Origin of the sequence: Desulfatibacillum aliphaticivorans DSM 15576, assembly GCF_000429905.1 — a bacterium.
GTDB lineage: Bacteria > Desulfobacterota > Desulfobacteria > Desulfobacterales > Desulfatibacillaceae > Desulfatibacillum > Desulfatibacillum aliphaticivorans.
This window is the reverse complement of record NZ_AUCT01000021.1, coordinates 102,811-125,515: the sequence shown is the minus strand read 5'-3', so window position 1 is coordinate 125,515 and position 22,705 is coordinate 102,811. Positions and strand designations below refer to the sequence as shown.

Annotated in this window: 19 protein-coding genes; 4 read left to right on the top strand and 15 right to left on the bottom strand. The window is 51.7% G+C overall.

Annotated elements, in window-relative coordinates:
* Positions 1 to 8: 8 nt before the first annotated feature.
* The 6 genes from G491_RS0118275 to recN all read right to left on the bottom strand — a co-directional run bounded on the left by G491_RS0118275 (position 9) and on the right by recN (position 5,142).
* A complete protein-coding gene (locus tag G491_RS0118275) occupies positions 9 to 440 on the bottom strand; it encodes a DUF3842 family protein (RefSeq protein WP_015948454.1) in 432 nt (143 codons plus the stop codon).
* 452 nt (positions 441 to 892) lie between these two features.
* Positions 893 to 1,138: a hypothetical protein gene (locus G491_RS0118270; protein ID WP_028315615.1), complete on the bottom strand. Its 246-nt coding sequence runs from the start codon at positions 1,136 to 1,138 to the stop codon at positions 893 to 895.
* 37 nt (positions 1,139 to 1,175) lie between these two features.
* Positions 1,176 to 1,694, bottom strand: coding sequence for an NYN domain-containing protein (locus G491_RS0118265; protein WP_035219380.1), 519 nt, complete (start codon positions 1,692 to 1,694; stop codon positions 1,176 to 1,178).
* Between the two features lie 10 nt (positions 1,695 to 1,704).
* Positions 1,705 to 2,595 (bottom strand): ParB/RepB/Spo0J family partition protein, encoded by an 891-nt coding sequence (locus G491_RS0118260; RefSeq protein WP_028315613.1) that lies wholly within the window; start codon positions 2,593 to 2,595, stop codon positions 1,705 to 1,707.
* Positions 2,596 to 2,616: 21 nt separating this feature from the next.
* Positions 2,617 to 3,378, bottom strand: coding sequence for a ParA family protein (locus G491_RS0118255; RefSeq protein ID WP_028315612.1), 762 nt, complete (start codon positions 3,376 to 3,378; stop codon positions 2,617 to 2,619).
* A gap of 57 nt (positions 3,379 to 3,435) precedes the next feature.
* The gene (gene recN, locus G491_RS0118250; RefSeq protein ID WP_028315611.1) at positions 3,436 to 5,142 is read right to left on the bottom strand and encodes a DNA repair protein RecN; all 1,707 of its coding nucleotides are present in this window, start codon (positions 5,140 to 5,142) and stop codon (positions 3,436 to 3,438) included.
* Positions 5,143 to 5,575: 433 nt separating this feature from the next.
* On the opposite strand from recN, the gene G491_RS0118245 reads away from it, so the two are divergent.
* Positions 5,576 to 7,087, top strand: coding sequence for a hypothetical protein (locus G491_RS0118245; protein ID WP_157468382.1), 1,512 nt, complete (start codon positions 5,576 to 5,578; stop codon positions 7,085 to 7,087).
* An 86-nt stretch (positions 7,088 to 7,173) separates the two neighbouring features.
* Here G491_RS0118245 and G491_RS0118240 read toward each other — a convergent pair whose 3' ends face one another.
* Both G491_RS0118240 and G491_RS31400 read right to left on the bottom strand, forming a co-directional pair.
* Positions 7,174 to 7,389: an AAA family ATPase gene (locus G491_RS0118240; protein WP_028315609.1), complete on the bottom strand. Its 216-nt coding sequence runs from the start codon at positions 7,387 to 7,389 to the stop codon at positions 7,174 to 7,176.
* A 194-nt stretch (positions 7,390 to 7,583) separates the two neighbouring features.
* Positions 7,584 to 9,194 (bottom strand): DUF4435 domain-containing protein, encoded by a 1,611-nt coding sequence (locus tag G491_RS31400; RefSeq protein WP_051327365.1) that lies wholly within the window; start codon positions 9,192 to 9,194, stop codon positions 7,584 to 7,586.
* Between the two features lie 36 nt (positions 9,195 to 9,230).
* Between G491_RS31400 and G491_RS0118230 the strand changes: the two genes are divergently transcribed.
* Positions 9,231 to 9,698, top strand: a complete 468-nt coding sequence (locus G491_RS0118230; protein ID WP_157468380.1) for a DNA glycosylase AlkZ-like family protein — start codon at positions 9,231 to 9,233, stop codon at positions 9,696 to 9,698.
* Between the two features lie 314 nt (positions 9,699 to 10,012).
* Here G491_RS0118230 and G491_RS34165 read toward each other — a convergent pair whose 3' ends face one another.
* Positions 10,013 to 10,924 carry a hypothetical protein gene (locus G491_RS34165; RefSeq protein ID WP_051327364.1) on the bottom strand — a complete coding sequence of 304 codons (912 nt, stop codon included), beginning with the start codon at positions 10,922 to 10,924 and terminating at the stop codon, positions 10,013 to 10,015.
* A gap of 304 nt (positions 10,925 to 11,228) precedes the next feature.
* Complete coding sequence (locus G491_RS0118215) at positions 11,229 to 12,890, bottom strand: acyl-CoA synthetase (protein ID WP_028315607.1); 1,662 nt, start codon at positions 12,888 to 12,890, stop codon at positions 11,229 to 11,231.
* 372 nt (positions 12,891 to 13,262) lie between these two features.
* On the opposite strand from G491_RS0118215, the gene G491_RS0118210 reads away from it, so the two are divergent.
* Entirely contained in the window at positions 13,263 to 13,511 is a 249-nt protein-coding gene (locus G491_RS0118210; RefSeq protein WP_028315606.1) for a Nif11-like leader peptide family natural product precursor, read from the top strand.
* Positions 13,512 to 13,852: 341 nt separating this feature from the next.
* Here the strand turns inward: G491_RS0118210 and G491_RS0118205 are convergent, their stop codons facing one another.
* Positions 13,853 to 15,109 carry an SGNH/GDSL hydrolase family protein gene (locus tag G491_RS0118205; RefSeq protein WP_028315605.1) on the bottom strand — a complete coding sequence of 419 codons (1,257 nt, stop codon included), beginning with the start codon at positions 15,107 to 15,109 and terminating at the stop codon, positions 13,853 to 13,855.
* Between G491_RS0118205 and bioD the strand changes: the two genes are divergently transcribed.
* The gene (gene bioD, locus G491_RS0118200) at positions 15,108 to 15,800 is read left to right on the top strand and encodes a dethiobiotin synthase (RefSeq protein ID WP_051327363.1); all 693 of its coding nucleotides are present in this window, start codon (positions 15,108 to 15,110) and stop codon (positions 15,798 to 15,800) included. The two genes, G491_RS0118205 and bioD, sit on opposite strands and share 2 nt — an antisense overlap.
* A gap of 7 nt (positions 15,801 to 15,807) precedes the next feature.
* Here the strand turns inward: bioD and G491_RS0118195 are convergent, their stop codons facing one another.
* The 4 genes from G491_RS0118195 to G491_RS31390 form a co-directional block, all read right to left on the bottom strand.
* Positions 15,808 to 16,983, bottom strand: a complete 1,176-nt coding sequence (locus tag G491_RS0118195; RefSeq protein ID WP_028315604.1) for an efflux RND transporter periplasmic adaptor subunit — start codon at positions 16,981 to 16,983, stop codon at positions 15,808 to 15,810.
* A 40-nt stretch (positions 16,984 to 17,023) separates the two neighbouring features.
* Complete coding sequence (locus G491_RS0118190) at positions 17,024 to 18,355, bottom strand: TolC family protein (protein ID WP_028315603.1); 1,332 nt, start codon at positions 18,353 to 18,355, stop codon at positions 17,024 to 17,026.
* Positions 18,356 to 18,366: 11 nt separating this feature from the next.
* On the bottom strand, positions 18,367 to 21,504 hold the full coding sequence (locus G491_RS0118185; protein WP_028315602.1) for an efflux RND transporter permease subunit: 3,138 nt from the start codon (positions 21,502 to 21,504) through the stop codon (positions 18,367 to 18,369).
* Positions 21,505 to 21,676: 172 nt separating this feature from the next.
* Entirely contained in the window at positions 21,677 to 22,684 is a 1,008-nt protein-coding gene (locus G491_RS31390; protein ID WP_051327362.1) for an alpha/beta fold hydrolase, read from the bottom strand.
* Between the last annotated feature and the right edge of the window lie 21 nt (positions 22,685 to 22,705).

The following is a 22,705-nucleotide window of genomic DNA, read 5'->3' as shown; positions in this document are numbered from 1 at the left end:
AGTATCTCTTATACATCCTCCTGCGCGGAGGCTCCCTCTATTCTAAGATATTCATCAATCATGGCATCCACAAGTCTGGGAAGCGGAAGTTTTTGCACTCCCACCACTTCCACATTCTCCTGGGATAAAGGCAGGAGCAGCTTTTTCGCCGGGCTGGCGGCCACCGCCTCGGCCATTTTGGGAGTCACTTCCCCCATCATGGAATGAGCCAGCACAATGCTGATGGGGCCTATGATCAGGTCCGCCTTGGCGGTGGTCCGGACAATGGCGTTCTCACCCGAAGCTCCCCGGTTGGCCTTGGCTTTCAGCATTTGGGCCGTGGCAATGGCATTGGTGCCCAAAGCCAGGATTACGGCGCTTTCCTCCAGGGTTTCTTTCAGCTTTTTAATGATAGCGGCGCCAATGCCCCCGCCCTGGCCGTCTATGACGCATATATTCATGGTTCCTCCAAGCCCGTGGATTTTCCGACCGCCAAAACGCCCGGAAACAGCTTAACCTGAATTAACTACAATAACTCGGCCCGCAAAGCAAGGGCGGGAGAGGAATTTGACGGTATATAAGGGATTCAATCTTGTTGGCATGGTACTTGGCGGTTTTTGAGACGTTTTGCTGCCCAAGAATACGTGGGCGACAAAATGTTGAGAACAGGGAATGCAATGAGAATACCGCCTGCAACCAGTGCAGCGTATCCTGCGGGCAGAATTTCGATTGAACATACAAAGTAATAGAGAAACCAACCGGTCCAACAAGCCAAAGCCAGTTCTCCACCGAGTAACATCCTGCGAGGCCATTTTCGACCTGAAAACTTGTTTTGAAGAAAAAAGAAAGGCAAGGGCCAAAAAAATACCGCGATAATTGACCAACCATCAAGGCCTGCCGAGAGCGTCATTTTTTAAGGAATGAAATATTTATGCCTCTTTGAACTATCCTCCTCTATTCGATATTTGGGCTCAAGGCTTTGTTTGACTTGTTTTTCAAGAACGGCGTTTGGAGTGATATCCGCAGGCTTTTCGCCGACTGATTGAGCAATTTCATTGGGCGGCTCTGCAACCACATATTTCAACCGGCCACACCGGCTTAAGGGCAGAAAAAAGCAAATGATCAGGACGATGGCGGCCGCGTATTTCAGACGAATCATGGTATGCCCTCCTCCCTTTTAACCTGTCTGTGTTTTTCTATAGTTTTTGCGCTTTAGCCTTGGTTTTGCGGCGTTTTTTCTTGGAGCGAAAGCCGGGGCCTTTTTTGCGGGTGTCGATGCGGCGCTCTTTGGAGCGGGGAGCGTCGGCCTCCTGGGCGAAATACATGGCTTCGATAAGCCGGGACTGAAACTCCTGGCTGGAAACGGCGGCGGCGGCGCTGGCTTGAGCGCTTTCGGCCACGTCCCGGTCCGAGGAAACCACAATGGCCCGTTCCTTTTCCTTGCGGGCCATGTTTTTGATCACGGAATCGGCCAGGCGGCCGTGGGGGGAGTATTTGATTCGGATGCCTTTGATCGCGTCGTTGCGGGTTTCGTATTCCGGGGCGTATTGGGCGTCGAAAACTACGGTGATCTTGTGCGCCTTGGCCTTTTTATACATGGCCAGCATGTCGCACAAATCGTCCCTGGCCTGCTCCAGTTCGTCGCCTCCAAACCCGTCCAGCAGGCCCAGGGCGTGGGCCAGGTTATACCCGTCTATGATCACATGAACGCTCAAAATAAGGGCCTTAAGCGTTTTTTAGCAGCGTGACGATCCGGTCCAGATCCTGTTCGTTATAGAATTCGATTTTGAGGGCGCCGCGTTTGCCGTTCTTGTTGATTTCCACCTTGGTTCCAAACTGACGGGAAAGCTCGTCGCACAGATGGTTCAGGTAAATGGCGTTCGAGTCAGGCTCGGTCGGTTTGGGCTTGGCGTCTTTGGCCTTTTTCAGGCGATTGACAAGAGATTCCGTGGCGCGGACGGAAAGGGCTTTTTTGACGGTTTCGCGATAGGCGGTCAGCTGGTCGGGAGATTCCTCCAGGCCGAGGATGGCCCGGGCGTGGCCCATGGAGATGACGTTTTCGCGGATGCCGTCCTGGATCAGGCGAGGCAGATTCTTCAGACGCAGGAAATTGGCCACGGTGGAGCGTTTTTTGCCGACTCTCTTGGCCACTTCCTCCTGGGTGAGGGAGCATTCCTCCATCAACCGGTGGTAGGCCTGGCATTCCTCCAGGGGATTTAAATTCTCCCGCTGGATGTTCTCCACGATGGTCATTTGGAGAACCTTTTCGTCCGAGGCTTCCACTACGATCACCGGAACCCGGGACAGGCCGGCCATTTTAGAAGCCCTAAGGCGCCTTTCGCCGGCGATCAGTTCAAATAGTTCCTGCTGATTTTTCCGGACCACCAGGGGCTGGATCACCCCTTGTTCCGCAATGCTTTCCGATAGTTCGGCCAGCTCTTCCTGGGAAAAGATGGTCCGGGGCTGAAATTGGTTGGGAACGATGTCGTCCACGTCGCATTCAAAATAATTTTCCGGGGATTCCTGAGCTGTGGAAACCGCCTCGGGCAGGAACGCGTCCAGCCCGCGTCCCAGGACGTTTCTTTTGGTTTTTTTAGCAGAATCAGTTTTTTTCATGTTTTAATTCCAAAAAAATAATTACCCAAAGGCCAGCACTTCTTTCGCTAAATTCAAATAACTCATGGCCCCTGTGGATGTTTTGTCGTAAAGGACGATGGGTTTGCCGAAACTGGGCGCCTCTCCCAAACGGACGTTCCGGGGAATGCGCGTTTTAAAGACCAAATCCTTGAAATGGCTCTGAGCCTCTTCGGCCACTTGGCTGGACAAATTGGTCCTCGAGTCGAACATGGTCAATAGGATTCCGGCGATTCCCAGGCCGGGATTTACCGAACCTTTGATTCTCCGTATGGTCTGGAACAACTGGCCCAGGCCTTCCAGGGCGTAAAACTCGCACTGCAGCGGCACGATCATGGCCGTGGCCGCGGTCATGGCGTTGATGGTCAACAAGCTCAGGGAGGGCGGGCAGTCCAGGACCAGATAGTCGTAACTGCCTACCAGAGGGGCCAGAACCTTTTTCAGGGCGGTCTCCCGATTGTCGCTGTCGATAAGCTCCACCTCGGATCCGATCAATTCAATCTTGGCCGGCAGAACAGCCAGGGCGTCGATTTCGGTCTGCACCACCACGTCCTTTGGCTCGGCCATGCCAATGAGGGCGTTATACAGGCTGTATTCCAGGCTGTTCTTGTCAATGCCCATGCCCGTGGTGGCGTTTCCCTGGGGATCGCAATCAACCAACAGGGTTTTTTTGTTGGCCAGGGCCAACGCAGCGGAGAGGTTGACAGCCGTGGTGGTCTTGCCCACGCCGCCCTTTTGATTGGCTATGCAGATCACTTGTCCCATAGTTTTGTTCCTAACATAAAAAGAAATCTTTGGAAAGCCGATTGAAGCGCTCAAGGCCTAATTAACTGTAGATTCGAGCAGTTCCAAGGCATGCTGACGGGATGTCTCCGTAATATTGCCGCCGGCCAGCATCCGGGCGATTTCATCCACCCTGGCCGGCCCGTCCAACGGGGTGAGCAGGGACTGGGTCCGCCCTCCCGATACTCTTTTTGTGATATTCAGGTGCCGGGCCGCAAACCGGGCGATCTGGGGGAGGTGGGTGATGCAAATCACCTGATGGCTGCCGCTCAGGGCCATGAGCTTCTCGCCCACGGCGTCCGCCACGGCGCCTCCGATTCCGGCGTCCACTTCATCGAATATAACAGTTTTTACGGCGTCGGTCTTGGCAAGAATGACCTTAAGGGCCAAAACCACCCGGGAAAGCTCGCCTCCTGACGCAATATCCTTTAAGGGCCGCAATTCTTCGCCCACATTGGGGGCGATCATGAACTCCGCCCGGTCCATGCCCGCGGCTTCCACCCCGTGGCCGTCCACGCAAAGGGGGCCGTCCCCGTTCCTGGGGGCGGGATAAAAGGATAAATCAACCTCAAACTGGGTTTTGCCCATGCCCAGAGACTCCAGCTCTCTGGAGACCGCTTTGGCGAATCCCGCAGAAGCCCTGGCCCTTTTGGCGGAAAGATCCTTGACCGTCTTGGCAAGTTGGGCGCCGAGATCGTTCACCAGGCCCCGGGCTTCCTGGATGTCTCCGGAAGCGGATTGGAGCTTAGCCAGCTTCTTCTCGATATCCCGGTAAAAGGCGTCCACAGCCTCTAACGAGCCGCCGTACTTGCGTTTGAGCTTTGAGAGGAAGTCCAGCCGGTCCTCCACTTCCTCCAAACGCTGGTCGTCCATCTGGATCGTGTCCAAGTGAACCCGAAGCTCCGAGGCCAGATCCTCCAGCCCGAACATTTTGTCTTCCAGAATCGCAGTGAAGCTCTCCAGCGTGGAGTCGGCGTCAGCGGCCTGATGCATCCCTTTAAGGATCATGCCAAGCTGATCCACCACGGCGCCCTCGCCGCCGTACAGGACCTCAACCGCCCCGGACAAGGTCTGCTGCAGCATTTCCGCGTTTCTAAGGCGCTTCTTCTCCGCTTCCAGGTCTTCGTCTTCGTTGCGCTGGATAGCCGCCTTTTCGATTTCGTCCTTCTGAAAATATAAAAGATCCCGCTCTTTGGCGTCCTGCTCCTTGGAGGCCTCCAGCCTTTTTAGCCGGGCCATTGCCTCCGAGGTCTGATTAAACAGATCCTCGGCCTTTTCCCGCAACGGGACGAGTCCGGCAAACTGATCCAGAACCAAAAGGTGCACGTCTTCCTTTAATAATCCCTGATGGGCGTGCTGGCCGGATATGCTGGCCAAGGATGCGGTTATCTCGCCCAAGGCCGTCATGGTGGAAAGGCGGCCGTTAATGTAAACCCGATGCCGGTTATTGGCGGAAATCACCCTGCGGACCATGAGCCCGTCTTCGGGAGCATCCCCTTGCTCTGCAATAAAGCGCGCCGCCGAAGAGTCCGAATCCACAAAGAAAAGGGCTTCCAGCTCCGCCTCCTTGGCGCCGGTCCTGACCATCTTGGGCGTAGCCCGGGCGCCCAAAAGCAGGTTGACCGCGTTAATGAGGATGGATTTCCCCGCGCCGGTTTCTCCGGTTATGGCGGTGAGGCCATCGGAAAAACGAACGGACAGGTCGTCTATGATGGCGAAATTCTTGATGGAAAGTTCAGCGAGCATGGGATTGTTTTCCGCCCGGACCAGAGATAATAACCAACGGAAATAACAGTAATTTGCTCTAATCTATAGGGTAATCCCGCCCCAAAGTCAATCCTTAAAAGCGCTGTGACCAAATCCTATTGGAATTCAGGGGGATATTTTTCCTTGCCATTTAGTTTCACGTAAAACTACATTAACATTAACAAAGGCATTGATAAAAAATGTCGAATAGCGCAATACATAGGAAATTGAAATAATCCACGGAAAGCGCGGAAGACGCGGAAAACAAAAGGTCTTACTAAAAAATGCAGCCATTGCGTTTTATGAGCGGGCCCGAAGAATATGAGTTGGTTTTGAAGCAAGGAAATATTCCGAGGCCTGCCGCGGTATTTTTGAGATGCCGGACCGGCTGCCTCGAACCTGCCATCAACCATTTTTTAAGGACCCTAATTCATTGAGAGATCATGACAATCGGACGTATTTGAAGGTCTTTTTTTGGGGCGTTGTTTTATGGGGAGTTTTCCTGGCTGTTTACCAGTTTTGGTTAAACAGATGCTTGTGGCTGGATGAGGCCCACCTTGCCATCAATATTGTGGGCAGGGGCTTTATAGGGCTTTTGGCGCCTCTGGATAATCATCAGGCCGCCCCCATAGGGTTCTTGTTCGCGGAAAAAATGATGGCGCTGGTTTTCGGAAACAGCGACTGGGCATTGCGTGTGGTCCCGCTGCTCAGTTTTTTGTTTTCCATCCCCCTTTTCTATTTTTTATCCCGAAAACTGGCGTGCGACGGGCTCGTCGCCCAAATGGCGACAGCTTTGTTCAGCATTTCCTGGATTTTGTTAAGATATTCGTCCGAAGTCAAGCAATACTCACTGGATGTTTTTGTTTCCCTGTTGATTTTATGCCTGCCCTTTTTTCTGAATATGGAACGCAGAAGCGCCTTGGCAGCCGCGGCGGTTATCGGGTGCGCGGCCATCTGGTTTTCCAATGTGGCTGTTGTAACCCTGTTTGTGGTGGGCGTTTACTGGCTCTACATAGAAACCTATTCACGCGGGAATTCAAAAATTCCTCTTGTCATAGCCGCCTGGCTGGTTTCATTTGCAGTGTATTACGTATTTTTCATACACGGCCACCCCACCAGGGACTACATGCTCCGGTTCTGGCGAAAAAGTTTTTTACCGGCCAATCCTTTTTCAAGGGAGTTTTATGTTTTTGGCTATGAAAAACTTCAGGAAGTCTATGGATACATGTTTGGCCTGGAGTCCATCTGGTTGGTTCCCTTGGCAATTTCGTTGTTCGGCGTTTATTGCCTGGTTGCCTGGAAAAAATTCACGGCGTTGTACTTTTGCCTGGCGCCTGTCGGCGTGCAACTTGCTCTTTCCCTGCTCCGGCTTTATCCGTTTTACAATAGGATGATCCTGTTTTTGATGCCCGAATTCATATTTCTCTTTTCCATGGGAGTGTATTTCCTGGCCGGTTTTTTAAGGAAAAGCCCGGCCGTCGTTTCCTGCGCAGTCATGGCCCTGCCTGTTATCATAATGTTTATTCCTCTTTCCAACGAAATTCCCGTTTATAACGACCATGTCAGGGAATCCTTAAAATATGTGGAGCAACACATTCAGGAAGATGAAACCATTTACTATTATTACGTCACCAGCGGAATCGCCGATTTCTATTTGAGAGCCGGTTTTGTAAACCTAACCAACCCGGTCGTCAACGGGCAACGACATCGCAACGAAAACCACAAATATAATCCCGAACTGGCAAGCCTTACCGGAAAGGTCTGGCTGGTTTTTTCGCATGTTTATATAAGTGAGTCCGGTGTAAACGAAGAATCCTATATGATCGGATTTTTGAAGAAAAACGGGGCCCTTGTGCTGGATTCCCAATCCTACCCGGGGAGCAGCGTGTACCTTGTGGATACCATGAAGCCCAAGGCCATCCGCCTTGCGGTTGGCAATCCATGAGTTCCCGGCCTTTTAGCTGACCGACCCGATCAACCAAATGGGGGGGGTCCTTTTTCAGGCCTTGCCAGTTCTGCAGCATTGGCATTTTATGCCTTGTGGTTGGTATGGCTGGGTTCCCTCCCTTTTGCCCTGGTCCTGATCATCTTGGGCGCAGCCCGGGCGTCAAACAGCAGGTTGACCGCATTGATGCGGATGGTTTTCCCCGCGCCGGTTTGTCCGGTTATGGCGGTGAGGCCATCGGAAAAACGAACAGACAGGTCGTCTATGATGGCGAAATTCTTGATGGAAAGTTCAGCGAGCATGAGATTTTTTTTTGTCTGGACCAGCGGTAGTAACCGGTTGAAATAATAATAATTGGATCTATTCTGTAGGGGCGCACCAAAGTCAATCCTTAAAAGCGCCGTGACCAAATCCTATTGGAATTCAGGAGGATATTTTTTGGCGTACTTCAATTCCTCCCGTTATCAGGAAACCTTCCTAATTTCAGGGTTGTATACTATTTTGGGATTGTAGGAAGGTAATTCATAAATGCACCTACAATTTCTGTATTCCCTAATTGAACAATATCGATAACTTTTTGAGTGTATGCGGATGGTTTAATATCAAAAAACTTCCCGACCTGGTTAACCAGGGCCTTTCTGTTAACGCATTGAATTATTGCATTATAATCGTTGTTTCGGATGATTTTGTCGGAGTATGCTAATTTTTTTTGATATACCTCGTCCAGTTTGAACCCATCCACAAACTGTCTATAAATTTTTGATAGATCGGATATAGAATGCGCCTTTCCATTAAAGCCACCTAAGTGCATGTTAATCTCGTATATCGTGGATTCAGTTGCAAAGTTCTCGCTGAAGGTCTTAAATTCATTTATAACCCAATTTTTAATTTCGCATACTTTGCGCTCCGCATTTTGGAAACAAAATTGATTTCCTACCGCAAATAGCACCTCTTCCAATAAGAACAAGTTTTCTACCTCAGCAACATCCGGGCAAAAAATATTTTTCCCCTTGTATGAATCCACATGCTGTTGGCTTTTATAGTCCCGGTCAATTATCCCATAGGCTGCAATTCTGTGTATATCGCTTATATCGTTAAATGCTTTGGTGGATTCGATTACTTTTGAGCATGATCCCAAAGGCCTAATAGTATGATCTTTGTAGGCAAGACGATAAATTTGAGTATCGAGGGAACCCTCTTCTCCTTCCACAAAAATCAGAGGTTTTCTTACACCAACGACCTCCAGTAATATGCGCTCGGGGATGTCATTAACTGCTGGTACAATGTACCAGGAGAAATCGTTGCCATCATAACTTTCAAGGCATATTTTAGTTGCATTCATGCGGGACGCCGCAAAATCCAGATCATGAGTTAGGTATACGAACAGGCAGTCTGGACGCTCTTGCTCTATTTTATCCCAAAGTCTTGCTTGAATGGATTTATGCAAATGAATTTCTGGTTCATCTATGATAATGGTGCATTTGTCCGGCGCGCACAAACACTCGCCAATGAGATAAAATATGACCCTCTCTCCATCGCTCATGGACGAGGCATTGTATTTGATTTCTTTGCTTTCAGGCATCGCGGCATCTATGTTGCCACTATGAATCTCCAACTTTCTATGGGGAAGAATATTTTCCCAAATATTCTTTAATCTATCAAGCAAGGTGGTCGGTGGGTCTATTCGTAGGTTATTACATTTTTGTTTCTCAGTGTATTCTAAAACCTTTTCATAATTCTCTGAAAATAAAAAGGTTAGCAAATTGTCAAAATCGTTTAAAAGATGGGTTTCTGGCGCATCCCTCCATCGCAAATGCCACTTATGACGTATGTTTAGTTCACCGCTTTTTTGGTGGAGTCCGAAGTAGAGCAGGTTTCTCGCTTCAGGTAAAGGAACTGGACTAAGCGAACTCGGCATAGTTAGTGATTTTTGAGCTGATATTCTATGCACTTTAATGTCTTGCCCTGTTTGGAACTCTAACCATGCCCCTAAGCGAGTCTTACCGGCGCCATTGGCCCCAATAACGACGACAGATGACTCCGTCTGAATAACTGTATCTCCCGAAAAGCCTGCTTTAGAAGATGGAGGCATGTTTAGCGATTTCATTGGTTGCTCCAAAGAATCTTAATAGATTGTTAATATATGTGGTTTGCTTTTGCTGAGTTCTGTAATTTACAAAGTGATCATGGAGATGTCTATAATTATTTCCGGTTGAGGCATGAAAGGCGGCTTGCGACCATGGACCTGACGCCTGACACCCAGAAGTCAGAACAGGCCACCCGCACCGCTCTGGAAAAATTGGTGGAGGCCGGACTCGTGGAAGCCCATGGGACCGGAAGAGGGCGCACATACACGTTAAGTGCAAAAGTTTATCGAAAAATTGGGCAAAAGGCGGATTACATCCGGCAGGCTGGTTTTGAGCCCATCCAGCAGGAACAGATGGTGTTAAGTTACATTGAAAAACATGGCGAAATAAAAAGAGCGGAGGCGGCGGACCTGTGTCATTTGAATCCGAATCAAGCTTACAGGCTTTTGAAAAGGCTAAAAGAAAAGAAATTAGTAAGGCAGACAGGAGAAAGGCGGGGCGCCGTCTACACACTTCCCGATTAATTTATGCACGCGTGTTATGGTTTTATGCACGCGTGTATAAAAGCGTGCATTAATACACGCCTTATTACGTAACTATTTGAAATAAAACAGGTTGTGAGTTATTATTGCAGTGGGCTTTAAACATTTCTCTCAAAGAAGGAGCTTAAAAAATCGACATAGATCGCGCAAAGGGCATTTTATGCCATTGCTTAATGGGAGATCCTTTCAAAAACTCAATAAGCAGCAGTGCTGCTGATTGAGTTTTTACGAGATGCCTCAGAGAGTTTGTCCCCCCAGGAAGACCGATCAACGATCCTCCTTGATTTGATTGGCCCTTAGTCCTTGAAGGCTTTTCGCCTCACGTACAGGCAGGTGCAGTTATAGGTTCCGTCCATGTTTTTAGAGGCGCCGCAATAGGGGCATTTTTCCTTTGGTCTTTCACGCTTTTTAACGGTGTAGCTGCCGTCGCCGGAGCCTAAAACCATAAACGCGATGGCGGCTACGGCAGCAAAAACCAGCATGGCCGAAAAATGTATCAACAAAAAGGCCATGGCAAAGGTTCCGATTAAATACACAAGGATGAAGATAACCGCTTGCGCCAATCCGCCTGCAGGCGCCGCATTCTTGAAAATAACGCCCGCTTGCACAAGCTGGGCGAGAAGGATGAGGCCCATAACCGCCGGCATCCCGGATTGATAGAAGAACTGGCAGATAACCAGGCATACAAGTCCTCCCGCCCAGGAGTACAAGCCGGGTTTCCACGAAAACTCCGCCTGGGAATGATGCTGTAAATCCGCTAAAATATTGGCCAGGCACATGAGTTGATTGTACACGACCCAGGCGAAAATCACAAAGCCGGGTATGAACCACAGCCAGCCCGCCTTGTAAGGGTTGCAAAACCACGCGGCGTCTTTGCCCATGGTCAGGGCGTAAAACAGCTCTAAAGACGAAAGCAAGAGCAGGGTCGCCCAGTTGGCTGCGTGGGACATCCCTTCCAATGGCTCGTTATTCCGACCTTCCTGAATAGTGCGGAAGACCTTCAGCACAACGGACAGCGCAACAATGGCCAAGGTCATTTGTAAATAAAACCCGGAAAAAGAGTTGAACCCCGGCGCCCCATCCCGAAACACGGTTTGCAGGGCGTCTCCCTGGCTTGCGGCGTTCGCCGCGTTAAGAGGCAGGACAAACACGGTCAAAACAGCCGGGAGGAACATTTTTTCATTCAAACTTTTAAACAAATGCATCATGGCAGCAGGGCTTTCTTCATTCGGTGGAATTTCTATATTTGACGCCTTTTATTTTGCGCCAATAAGTTGCTTCACAACACCCCTGTCATAATATCCAAATGATTCCTAATAATCAAGGGCTGGAACGTTGGAATGTATACTAAATATCGTTATTTAAACTTAAAATAGTGTTCTAATAATGATTAATTTAGCTGGGGGGCGGGAGTCTTGCGAATTAAATTCCTTGATTTCCGTGTCTTCCGCGTAAAAAAAAAGGGCGGCCACGAAAAAATTCATGGACGCCCCCATTGGGTTCTATGTGTTGTTAGGCCCCTTTAAAAATATCCTTGTATTGCTGGCGCATGTCGCGTTTCAGGATTTTGCCGGTGGGCGTCTTGGGCAGGGCGTCCACGATGATCACCCGTTTGGGCGTCTTGAAAGGCGCCAGGTGCTCCTTGCACAGATCCATGATTTCATCCTCGGCGATGGTTTCGCCGGCCCGGGGGACCACCACGGCCGTGACCGCCTCCACCCATTTGGCGTGCTCCACGCCGATGACCGCCACTTCCTCCACCCGTTTGTCCAGGTAGACCACTTCCTCCACTTCCCGGGTGGAAACGTTTTCTCCGCCGGTCTTGATCATGTCCTTTTTACGGTCCACAACCGAAATATAACGGTCTTCGTCCAGAACGCCGATGTCTCCGGAATGGAACCAGCCGCCCTTCATGGCGTCTTCCGTCTTTTCCGGCTCCTTGAAATACATGATCATGGCGTGGGGGCCTTTACCGCATATTTCGCCGGGAGCGCCCAATTCCGTGATGGTCTCGCCGAACTCGTCCTCCAGCCGGCTTTCCATGTTCAGGCCCGCCATGCCGGCCGATCCCAGTTTGCCCAATGCGTCTTCCGCCTTCAGGACAGTGTGGTAAGGCGCCAGCTCGGTCTGGCCGTAGTAATTGTAGACTCCCGCGTCGGGGAAGCGCTCCAGGATTTCCTTCAACACTTCAACCGGCATGATGGAAGCGCCGTAGTAGCATTTGGTCAGGCAGGAGAGGTCGTACTTGTCAAAATCCGGGTGCCGCAAAAGCCCTATCCAGACTGTTGGCGGGGCGAAGAACATGGTGGCCCGGTATTTGTCGATGGTTGCAAGCACTTCGCCCAGGTCCGGCGCCATAAGCACGTTGGTGCCTCCCACCCAGAATACGGGATTCATAAAAACGTCCCGGGCGGCGCAATGATAGATGGGGAGGGCGTTTACGTTGATGTCGTTGGTGTCGTACCTGCCGTCGATGATGGCGCCCATGTATTGGGCGATCAAGGCCTGGTTGGATATGATCACGCCTTTGGGCAGGGATTCCGTGCCGCTGGTATAGGTCATCTGGCAGGGATCTTCGATCCGCAGGATCACGTCCGGCTCGGTTGCGGGATAGGCGCTGTACCAGGATTCAAAATCCTTGAACCGGTCGCTGGGAGGGCCTTGTCCGGCGAAATCGTCCGACCAGATAAAAGTATCCACCGTCTTCATGTCGTCCAGAACGTCTTCCACCAGCGGGTAGAGGGCGTCTTCCACGATAAAGACCTTGGATTCCGAATGGTCGATGCAATAGGTCACGTCCTTGCCCTTTAAAAGATAATTGATGGCCAGGTAGACCGCGCCGATCTTGCAGCATCCCAGCCAGGTGAGGACGTGGTGGATGGTGTTGTGAGCCAGGATGGCCACCCGGTCGTATTTTTTCACCCCCAGATCGGCCAGGGCGTTGGCCGTGCGGTTGGCGGCCTCTTCCAGTTGAGCGTAGGTCAGCGTTTTGTCTCCGAAAACCACGGCGGCCTTGTCCGGATAGTGGTACGCGCTGCGGCGGATCATGTCTGCGATCACCAAACGGTTGACCCGGTTGTACCGCTCCATGAGAAAGTCCACGTTTTCTTTGTTCAGCGTGTTGTAGCGCAGTTTGTCCTCTGCCGTCATGGGTTTATAAAAATTGTCGGTCATAGCGCCCCCCTTTATCAGGTCTTGGAAAGTTGCAGGGTTGAGTAGGAAAAGCCAAAGCGTCTTGGTTGAGTTTTGGGGTAAAAATTGAATGTCTTGTTGAAGTTGCAAATAAAGAAGTGCAGCCCGGGCTGGAAACCGCCGCCCGGTTAACGACTTTCGCCTATATAAGCCGTCATGTAATGTGATAAACTATTTTTTTCTTCTTGGCAAAAACAAATTCAATAATTCTGAATATCCATAGCAGACGATTCAATTTTTGAATTTTTTTTGGGCAATTATTTGGCTTTTTTCAAGCCGCCGACCAAAAAGTTGTGGTACGATCTATGCGGGATATGGACAGCCTGCCTGATCAAGACATAAGGAAGAAAAGCAATGACCGTGGCAAATGCACAAAAATTTATAAAAAGAGGCCTAATAGACAGCGAACTGCGGGCCCGCTTAAACAGGGCGTCAAACCCCGATGAGATTCAGAAAATCTTGGAAGAGGAAAACCTGGACTTTACTCCCGGCGAGTTCGATGAAGCGTTTCATCATGCGCTTACAGAGTGCCAGACAACGGACGCCGCGAATCAAACCAAGGAATTCAAAGGCTGGTGGGATCTTTTATTCCAGACTTTTTAAATTCGGGCCATCTTATCCGATGGCGCCATCTCAATTTTCGGGATTGCACTCAAAAGGCTGTCGGATGAACCTGCAAGTAAGAGCATGGGATTAAGGCAGGCGATGCCGCATATCTCAGCGCCTATCCATAAAGCGGTTAGATCCTGACGCAGAACCGTCCGCCCTACCCTTCAGGCAGAGGTATTTTATTTAAATTCAGGATGTTTGCTGGGCGCTTCTGCGTTTGATGTTATTTTACAAAATTCCATGCACTTCCCTTTATGAAAATTCGTTACTCCGGAAGAGAGCATGCGCGCAGGTTCATCCAACACCCTTTGGTTACTAACTTATCCTGCAATTAGTCACTTATTAACACCGGAGGAAATATCCCTATTTTCGTTTTGCTTTTCAGCCAATTTTTCCAGAATAAAGTCCGCATAGAGCCTGTGCCCGTGGTTGTTCAGGTGATGACAGCTTTTTTTGTTGTACATGTCCGGGCTGATATAGCCGGGCGTTAGCGGAGAAAATGCCCGTAAATAGTTGAGGTTCTCGCCCAGGCTATTATTTTCGTTTTCCATTTCCGGGTCCACCGGAATGATAAACAGCAAAAACTGCGATTCGTATTGATCGCACACATCCTTGATGCGTTGGAGGGACTGGATGGTGTGAGGCCCCGGCTTGTTCCAGACTCCCTCGCTAACCGGAAAATCATACCCCATCTTGCGGCCCGCCCAAACCAGGGCGGGAGAGGTGTAATACCAGGCGTAGGAGCCGATCACGGTTTTACAAAAAACGGATTTTACGGGATTGTCCGGCAGGTCCGGCCTGTCAGGGGCTTCCAGCCAGTTGCTGTGCCTTTTCCAATAGGCGTAGGCCTGTTGAGGCGAAGCCATGTAATTGCCCTGGTCGTCAAAGGCGTACATCCAGCCGGCATTGGTTATGTGATGGAGGTTCTTGCCCGGAAGCATGGGTTTGGGCCGCACAAAATCATTGCCCATAAAGAACATGACCGCCGTGTAATCCGGGTGCAGGCGGGGGACGTATTTTTCGGCCAAATACGCGTATTGGTTGGGATCCGCTCCGGGAACGCCCGTGTTATAGACCGTAAAGCCTTCCCTTCCCACCAGGTCCGCAAAAGACTCGTTCTCGGGCCAGGCGGCGACGCCCCATGTGAACGAATCCCCTAAAAACAAAACCTTGGGCTGCCCCGAATTATCTTCCACGAACTCCCTGCTGCGAAACCCTTCGGAGTTGATATGGTTTTCCGGCCAGTCAAAATCGGGATTCGCCCGCCAGACGCCTTCCGAGTCCGTGAACCACTTGGCTTTAACCGATTGCAGCTTATCCACTTTAGCCAGGCCGACGTCGTACCTGGCGATGTATCCGGGCTCATGCCCCAGCAGCCTCAGGCAAAACTCAGCCCCGGCAAGGGCCAGCAAAATGGACAAGCATGCCAGAATGGCATTGGGGAAAAAGGAGCTTTTTCGAAAAAAATGCATCATGGCCCAAATATTCAACGGGTTGGCCCCGTTATCCACAAAACGTTCTATGCCGCAATTGACAAAAACTCCGTGGTCTGCTTTGTTCTTCTGCTTGAAAGCGGCCTGGGAGCCGGGCATGAAAATTTCCAAGACAAATGCACTAAAATCAAGAGCGGATTTAAATTACATGGCCAAAAACAACTTTCCAGACCGGGTGTTTATTACCGGGACGGATTCGGGCGTCGGAAAAACCACGGTGGCAGCCATTTTAATGGCCGGCCTCCCCAACAGCGGATACTGGAAGCCTCTACAAAGCGGCGCGGAAGAACTTACTGACTCCCAATGGATTTGCAAAGTCACCGGTTTATCCGAAACGCGCTTTTACCCTGAAACCTACCGCCTGAAAGCGCCTCTTCCCCCTCATGCATCAGCGGCCATGGAAAATGTAACCATTGACCTGAATCAGTTTTGGGTGCCTTATCTGGGATCCCTGGAGCGCTTGATCGTGGAAGGCGTGGGCGGCGTCATGGTTCCTTTGAACGAGAACCATTTTATGTTGGACCTGATGTCCAGGCTCAACTACCCTGTCATCCTTGTCTGCAAAAACGGCCGGGGAGCGATCAACAACACCCTTTTGACTTTGGAGCAATTAAGAAATCAAGGCCTTAATATCCTGGGGGTTGTGCTGAACGGCCCCTCCGTAGCCTCCAACCGCACGGCCATAGAGCGATACGGCAAGGTTCGCATCATGGCTGAGCTGCCGGTTTTGGAGCAGGTAAACCCCAAGACCCTGGCCCAGGCTTATGAGGACTATTTTACTTTGGAATAGAAGCCAATCAGGACGAAGCCGCAGCCTGATGATTCGCCTCCACAACCAGGTCTCCATCCTTAAGGTTGTCCCCGCCGGTGATAATAACGCGGGCGCCTTCGGGGATGACATCCTCAATCGCCGTTTCATTGCCGTTTTTTAGCCCCGGCCTTACGATTAATCGTTTGGCCTTGTCGCCTATCATCAACCAAATAAAATGGTCTCCGTTCGATCTTTTTACAGCGTCCATAGGCAGCACTACGGGGTTTTCCATTTTTTCTTCGGCAAAAAACACGGTGACGAACATGCCGGGCCTCATGGCGGACGAGTCGTTGGCCAGGGCGTCAACCCTTGTTGTGCGCGTGGCCGTGTCCACGGTGGGTTGAATGCGCCACACAGATCCTTCATAAGGCCCTTTTTTGTCTCCCAGCAGCGAGATGAACACTTTCATGCCTTTGGAGATTCTATGGACGTATTGCTCGGCCACGTTCACCCTGGCGTATAACCGGTCCATGCCGACCACTTCCACAATAAGGGTGTCCTTATCGATCATTTCACCGGGGGTATGGGAAAAATCATCGGAAATCACGCCTGCAATGGGGGCCTTTATGGTCGCCTCGTCCAAATCCACCATAATCTCTCCAATGGAGGCTTTATTTTTGGCGATGTTCGCTTGAGAGACGGCCAGTCCCGCCTGTGCAGTCCGAAGCGTGGTTCTTCTTTGCGTAAGCTGCTGCTCCGTGCAATATCCGTCTTTGAACAGCTTTTCATAGCGGTCCGCTTCTTTTTGAGCATCGGCCAGAGTGACTTTCGCCTGCGCCAGTTGAGCTTGGGAAACAACCAGGTCGGCCTTGGCGCTTTCCAGGCGGGCCTGGATGCTCTTGTGCTCCACCAACGCCACGGTTTGACCGGCTTCCACCACATCCCCCTGGTGGACCAGCATTTGCTCCAACCTGCCGCTGACCTTGGATTTTACGGTCACCTGTTCTACGGCCTCAATGGTTCCGTTCTCCTGCATGCCGCTGTAAAACACGGGAACCCTTTTAGGCGCCACGGTGGTCACTACCGTCTTTTTGATTTCCTGCACCGTTTCGGAGGCCGCCTCCTTGGATTTATCCTGGGGTTTGCAGGCCATGAAACCGAATAGGCAGCACAGGACGGCCACCCCTGTGGTAACAGCATGGATTCTACTTTTTTTATTCATGGTCAAGCCCCCTTGCCTCCACGTCGCCTGATCAGCTCTTTCAATTATTTTCATTGGTCTGGTTGATTTCTTTCAATAAAACGCCTGTGGCGCGCTTCAGGTCAATGCGGTAAATATTATGATTATACACGGCCCGGGAGTAGTTCAGGCGGCTTTCCGCAAAAGTCACCTGGGCGTTGAGCACGTCAAGCTGCTCGTTTACTCCGTGCTCGTATCCGCTTTGGGCGAGCCGAAGGGCTTCTTGCGCCTGCAGCACGCTGGTTTCCCGGGCTTTCACAACCTGAGCCGCTGCTTTGAGATTGTCCAGGGCCTCGTTCACTTCCAGACGAATGTCGTCGTTTTTCTGGTCCACGGCGTACTGGTATTGATTGCGGATGGCTTTTTCCTGAATCATCCTTCCGCTGACGCGCCGGCCCTCAAAAATGGGCAAGGTAAAAACCACGCCGCCGTAATATTCCTCGGTCCAGTCATCGTACAAAGGGCTTTCGGGTTTTACAAAGCTGTACTTGCCCACGGCGTCCACGGAAAGGAGCCGGTCCGACCGGGTTGCAATGATGTTTTCATCCTGCATGGCCACTTGGGTTTTGAGCACTTTCAAATCCGGCCTGTGCTCCATGGCGATATCCAAGGGAGCGCCCTCAAGCTCCGGTTCTTTAACAAAACAAAGCTCTCCCTCAACGGCTATGAGAGAGTCCGGAGATAGCCTGAGGACTGTGAACAGCCGCATCTTGGCAATGGACAGGGCGTTTTTGGCGGACAATAAATCAGCTTGATTGTTGCTCATTTGCTCCCGGGCGCGGATCACATCCAGGTTGGTGGCGGTCCCCTGGGCTTTTCTGCCGGTGACCACGTCCAGGTTGTATTTGGAAAGGTCCAGGGTTTCGCTGACGGCCTGCAAATCCGCCCGGGCCAGCAACACGTCGTAATAACGGATGCAAGCCGCGCGCACGGCTTCCAGCCTTGCGGATTCTATGCTCTTTTCGGAATAATCTTCATAGAGTTTAGCCGCTCGGATGCCTGCTGCGATGCTGCCGGCTCGGAACAAGGGCTGATTGAGCGACACCGAGGCGGTGGCTTGCTCGTTTTCCCCCCTGGAAATGGAGTCGGAGACATAAAGGAGCTCCGTACCGCCGTTGATAACCGGCAAGGCATTGGCGTAAGCCTCCCGAATTCTTCCTTTGGCAACGTCCCGATCCTGAGTCGCGGATAGAACGTTCAGGCTTTGGGACGCAGCCAGCTCCATGACCTCGATCAGCCCCAGCTTGGATGGAGGGGGCGCCTGGCTTTCCGTTTCCTGGGCAAAACCCGGGGATGTTGCGCCCAAAAGCAAGACGCCCATGCAAAGCCCTATTTTTTTCAATATATTATCCACGTATAAAGCTCCTACTTTTCCTCGGAATCAGGGGGCGTTTCCACCAACTCAGCCGGCTCGGGCTGCGATTTCTTTCGCGTGAACAACTTGTTGTACAGACGCCCAGCCCCGCTCGAAATATTCTCCACCCAAATATATCCCACTGGAATGACGACCAAAGTCAAAACCGTGGAGGTAAAGAGGCCCCCAATGACCGCCAGGGACATAGGCTGCCGGAATTCCGACCCCTCGCTCAGAGCCAGGGCGATGGGCAGGGAGCTTATCATGGTGGACGCGGCGGTCATGATGATGGGCCGCAACCTCAACGGGCCGGCCTCCAGCATGGCCTCTACAGGCCCCAGGCCCCGCTCCCTTCGCTGGTTGGCGAAGTCCACCAGTAAAATGGCGTTGTTCACAACAATGCCCACCAATAGAATCATGCCTATCATGCTCATGATGTTGATGGTTCCGCCCGTAATCCAGATCAAGCCGAACACCCCGCTAAAGGCCAGGGGCAAAGAGAACATCACGACCAAGGGATTAAGAAATGATTCAAACTGAATAGCCATGACTATGTAAACTATAATCAGGGCTATGATGATGGCTTCCACCAAATAGCCCATGCTCTCCATCATCATTTGAGCGTTTCCCGTAATCACGGTGGCCATGCTTTTATCGCTTGGGGCGTGCCTGTCAAAGGCCGCCTGGATATCGTCGGTCGCTTGTTTTGTGGAGTACCCCTCCTGGACGTTGGCGTAAACCGAGGCGGAGTATCGCCTGTTGTAGCGTTTGATCACATTTGGCCCCACGGTGGTTTCCACATCCACCATAGCGCCCAAACGAACCGTGTCGCCGGTTGATGTTTTGACGGTGATCCGTCCGATGTCGTCCGCGACCAGACGGTCTTCCGGCGCGCCCTTCAAATTAATGTCGTAGCGATTGCCCTCGCTTTTAAAAACCGATGCGTCCGTCCCGCCGAAGTAGGTGTTGACCTCATTGGCGATGTCCTTCACATCCACACCCAGGGAGTCGGTCAGTCCCCGGTTAATATGGATTTTCACCATGGGTTTGGTAAGCCGCAGGTCGCTGTTTACGTCTACCAGGCCGGGCGCCTTTTTGAGGTCTTCGACCATGGCTTCAGTCACTCTGGCCAAATCCTCCAAGCTGTCCGCCTGGATGGACTGTTCGGCGTCCGAGCTTCCAGGGCCGCCGCCGCCCTGCTGGATTTGGAATATGACGTCCCGATACCCTGCAAACAGATCGCGAAGTCTTTCCTCGAACTGGGCCACGCTTACGGAACGCTCCTTCCGCCCGACCAACCGAATGTATAGGTTTCCTTTGTGGATTTCCTCGCCCGAACCGCCGCCGAAGGTGGCCAGCACCAGGGTGACCTCCGGCTGCTCCTGCACTATGGCGGATAGCTCCCTGGTCATGCGGGCGGATTCCTCCACGGAAGTCCCGATAGGCAGTTCGTACTGCAAGGTGGTTTCTCCCTGATCTTCTTCCGGGGCGAAATCCATACCCAGTTGCTTTGCCATCATGATTCCGGCGGCGAAGGTTAGCAAAGCAATAAGAATGGTAACAAACCGAAATCGCACGGCCCAGCCCAAAACCCTTCGGTACAGGGCCTCCAGGGCCTTCATAGGCAAGTCCAATATCTTGGAAAACGTTCCTTCGCTGGTTTGCTGCTTCATGAGATGAGACGCCATAAACGGCGTCAGGGTCAGGGAAACCAGGAGAGAAATCAGCATGGCCCCGGCGATCGTCATGCCGAAGGAAAAGAAAAAACGGCCAATGACGCCTTTCATGGTGGCCACCGGTACAAAAACCGCCAGGGTGGTGGCTGTTCCGGCCAGCACGGCAAAGCCCACCTGGCCGGCCCCCACAAGAGCCGCCTGGCGCACGGGCTTTCCTTGTTCGAGGTGCCGAAAAATATTTTCTATAACGACAATGGTGTTGTCGACAACCATGCCGACAGCCAGACTCATGGCCAGCATGGTCAAGTTGTTCACCGTAAAGCCCAGGGCGTTGCATATCAGAAAGGTGCTTATCAGGCATGTGGGGATGGAAATAATGGCCACAAGCGTGACCCGAATGCTCCGCAAAAATACGAACATCAGCAGGGCTGTCAGCACCACGCCGATCATGAGATCATTTTCCACGCCGTTCATGGAACGGCTGATGAAGTCCGAGGTGTCGGAGCTTATTATCATTTCTATGCCGGCGGGAGCTATTGAGCGCAGATCCTTCAGGACTTCCTTTACGCTGTTGCATACCTGAACCTCATTGACGCCCGGCTGCTTTTTCACCTGCACCGTGATGACGGGAGAGCCGTTGAGATAGGATCCCGTACGAACATCCTCGAATCCGTCCTCCACTTTTGCTACGTCGCGCAGCCGCACCAAGCGGCCGTCCAGGCTTTCTTTGACCACCAACTGGCTAAGGCCTTCGACGGTGGCGTACTCGCCTTCCACCCTGATGCTGAGTTCCTGAGTGTCGTTTTCTATGCGGCCGCCGGGCAACTCCAGGTGCCGCCGGGCAAGGGCTCCGGCCACATCCGAGGCGGTCAATCCCTGGGCTTCCAGGTCGGCCGGCTTCAGCCAAACGCGTATTTCACGGTCTCTAAACCCGACCAAATCCACGCTTCCCACGCCGGACAACGTCTGAAGACGGGGTTTGACAACCTTGTCCACAAAGTGGCTCCTGGTTCGGTAGTCTTCTCCGCCTTTCACGGCAATATTCATGACCGGGAAGGCGCCCACGTCCAGCTTGCTTACAATGGGGTCTTCACAGTCGTTTGGCAGATAATACTGGGCGAGATTCACCTTGGCGCGCACGTCGGCTGCAGCAGCGTCAATATCCCGTTCCAGGACGAATTCTATGACGATTACCGAGCGGCCTTCATAGCTGCTGGAGGTGAGATTCTTGATGCCTTCAATCGTGTTTAACTGCTCTTCCAGAACGTCGGTGACGTCCCGGTCTATAATCTCCGGGCTGGCGCCGGTCAGGATCGTGGACACGCTCACCACGGGGATATCCACATTGGGATAGAGTTCCAGCCCCATATTCCTGTAAGAGTAAAAACCAAAAAATATAGCGGCAAGCACAAGCACGATGGTTGTTACCGGCCGATTTAATGATATCCTTGTAATGGCAATTTCTCGTTCCACGAAAAAACCTTCCTTGGGGACGTTGCGAATAGCTGCTTATCGGCTTGATGAAGACCCTGGAGAGCCTCAATTGATGAGCAGGGGGAATTATGCCAGCATACCGACCATGGGTCAAGATAAGGGCGCCATTATTCACGCATTTTCACTAAAAGCAATTAATACGCCTTGACATTCAATCAGTTAAAATAAAAGGCCCGGAGGCACACGAGTCCCAAAAATTTTCCAAAGCCCCCAGCAATTCCCCCCAAACCGGCAACGGCAGCCAATGCCCCATATTCTTGATAATCTTTAAACGCGCTCCCGGGATCAGCCGGGCGGTTTCCATGCCAAGGCGCACCGGAATCAACGGATCTTTGGCGCCGTGTATCACCAAGGTCGGCGTTTTCAGGCTTTTAAGCCTTTGATTTCTGGATGGGCTGGCCAGGATGCCTGCCAACTGCCTTAATGCGCCGTTAGGGCACAAGCCCCGGTCATACAATTCCTGGGCGTGCCTCCTGCTTTCTTCCAGGTTCAAAGGCGCGCCCTTCCCGTTTACGGTCAGATTCAGGCCTACGTAAAAATCCACAAAGCCTTCCCTGTCCGTGGGCATGGGGTTCAACAAAAAGGGGAAGACAGCCGGAGACGGGGAAAGGGTCTGGAAATCCGAATCCCTTCCCGCAATCCAGTCGCCGATGTCCTTGCCCATGCCTTTGAGCACGTTTTTATTGGGAAGAATATCGGGAGCGGAAATCAGGGACACCAGGGTCCGAACCCGTTCGGGATAATCCAAGGCCAGGGCCTGGCCGATCATCCCGCCCATGGAGGCGCCCATGACGTGAGCGCTTTCCAAGTCCAAGGCGTCCAAAACGGCCAGGGCGTCCAGAGCCATGTCTTTCAGGGTGTACGGAGTTTTTACGGGCAAGCCGAGGAGTCTTTTAAGAACCAGCAAGGGGATGTTTGGAGCCCCTTCATCTTCCAGCCAGGTGGACCGTCCTATGTCCCGATTGTCGAACCGGATCACAAAAAAACCGCTGTCAGCCAAAACCCGGCACAACTTTTCGTGCCAGGTGATCATCTGGTCCGCAAACCCCATGATCAGCAATAAGGGTTTTGCCTGGGGATCTCCAAACGCATCATAGGCAATTTCTATATCTCCGTTTTTGGTGAACTTTTCAGGATGGTAATGAGCAAGAGTCTTCACGGATTGTTCCTCTTTATGGGA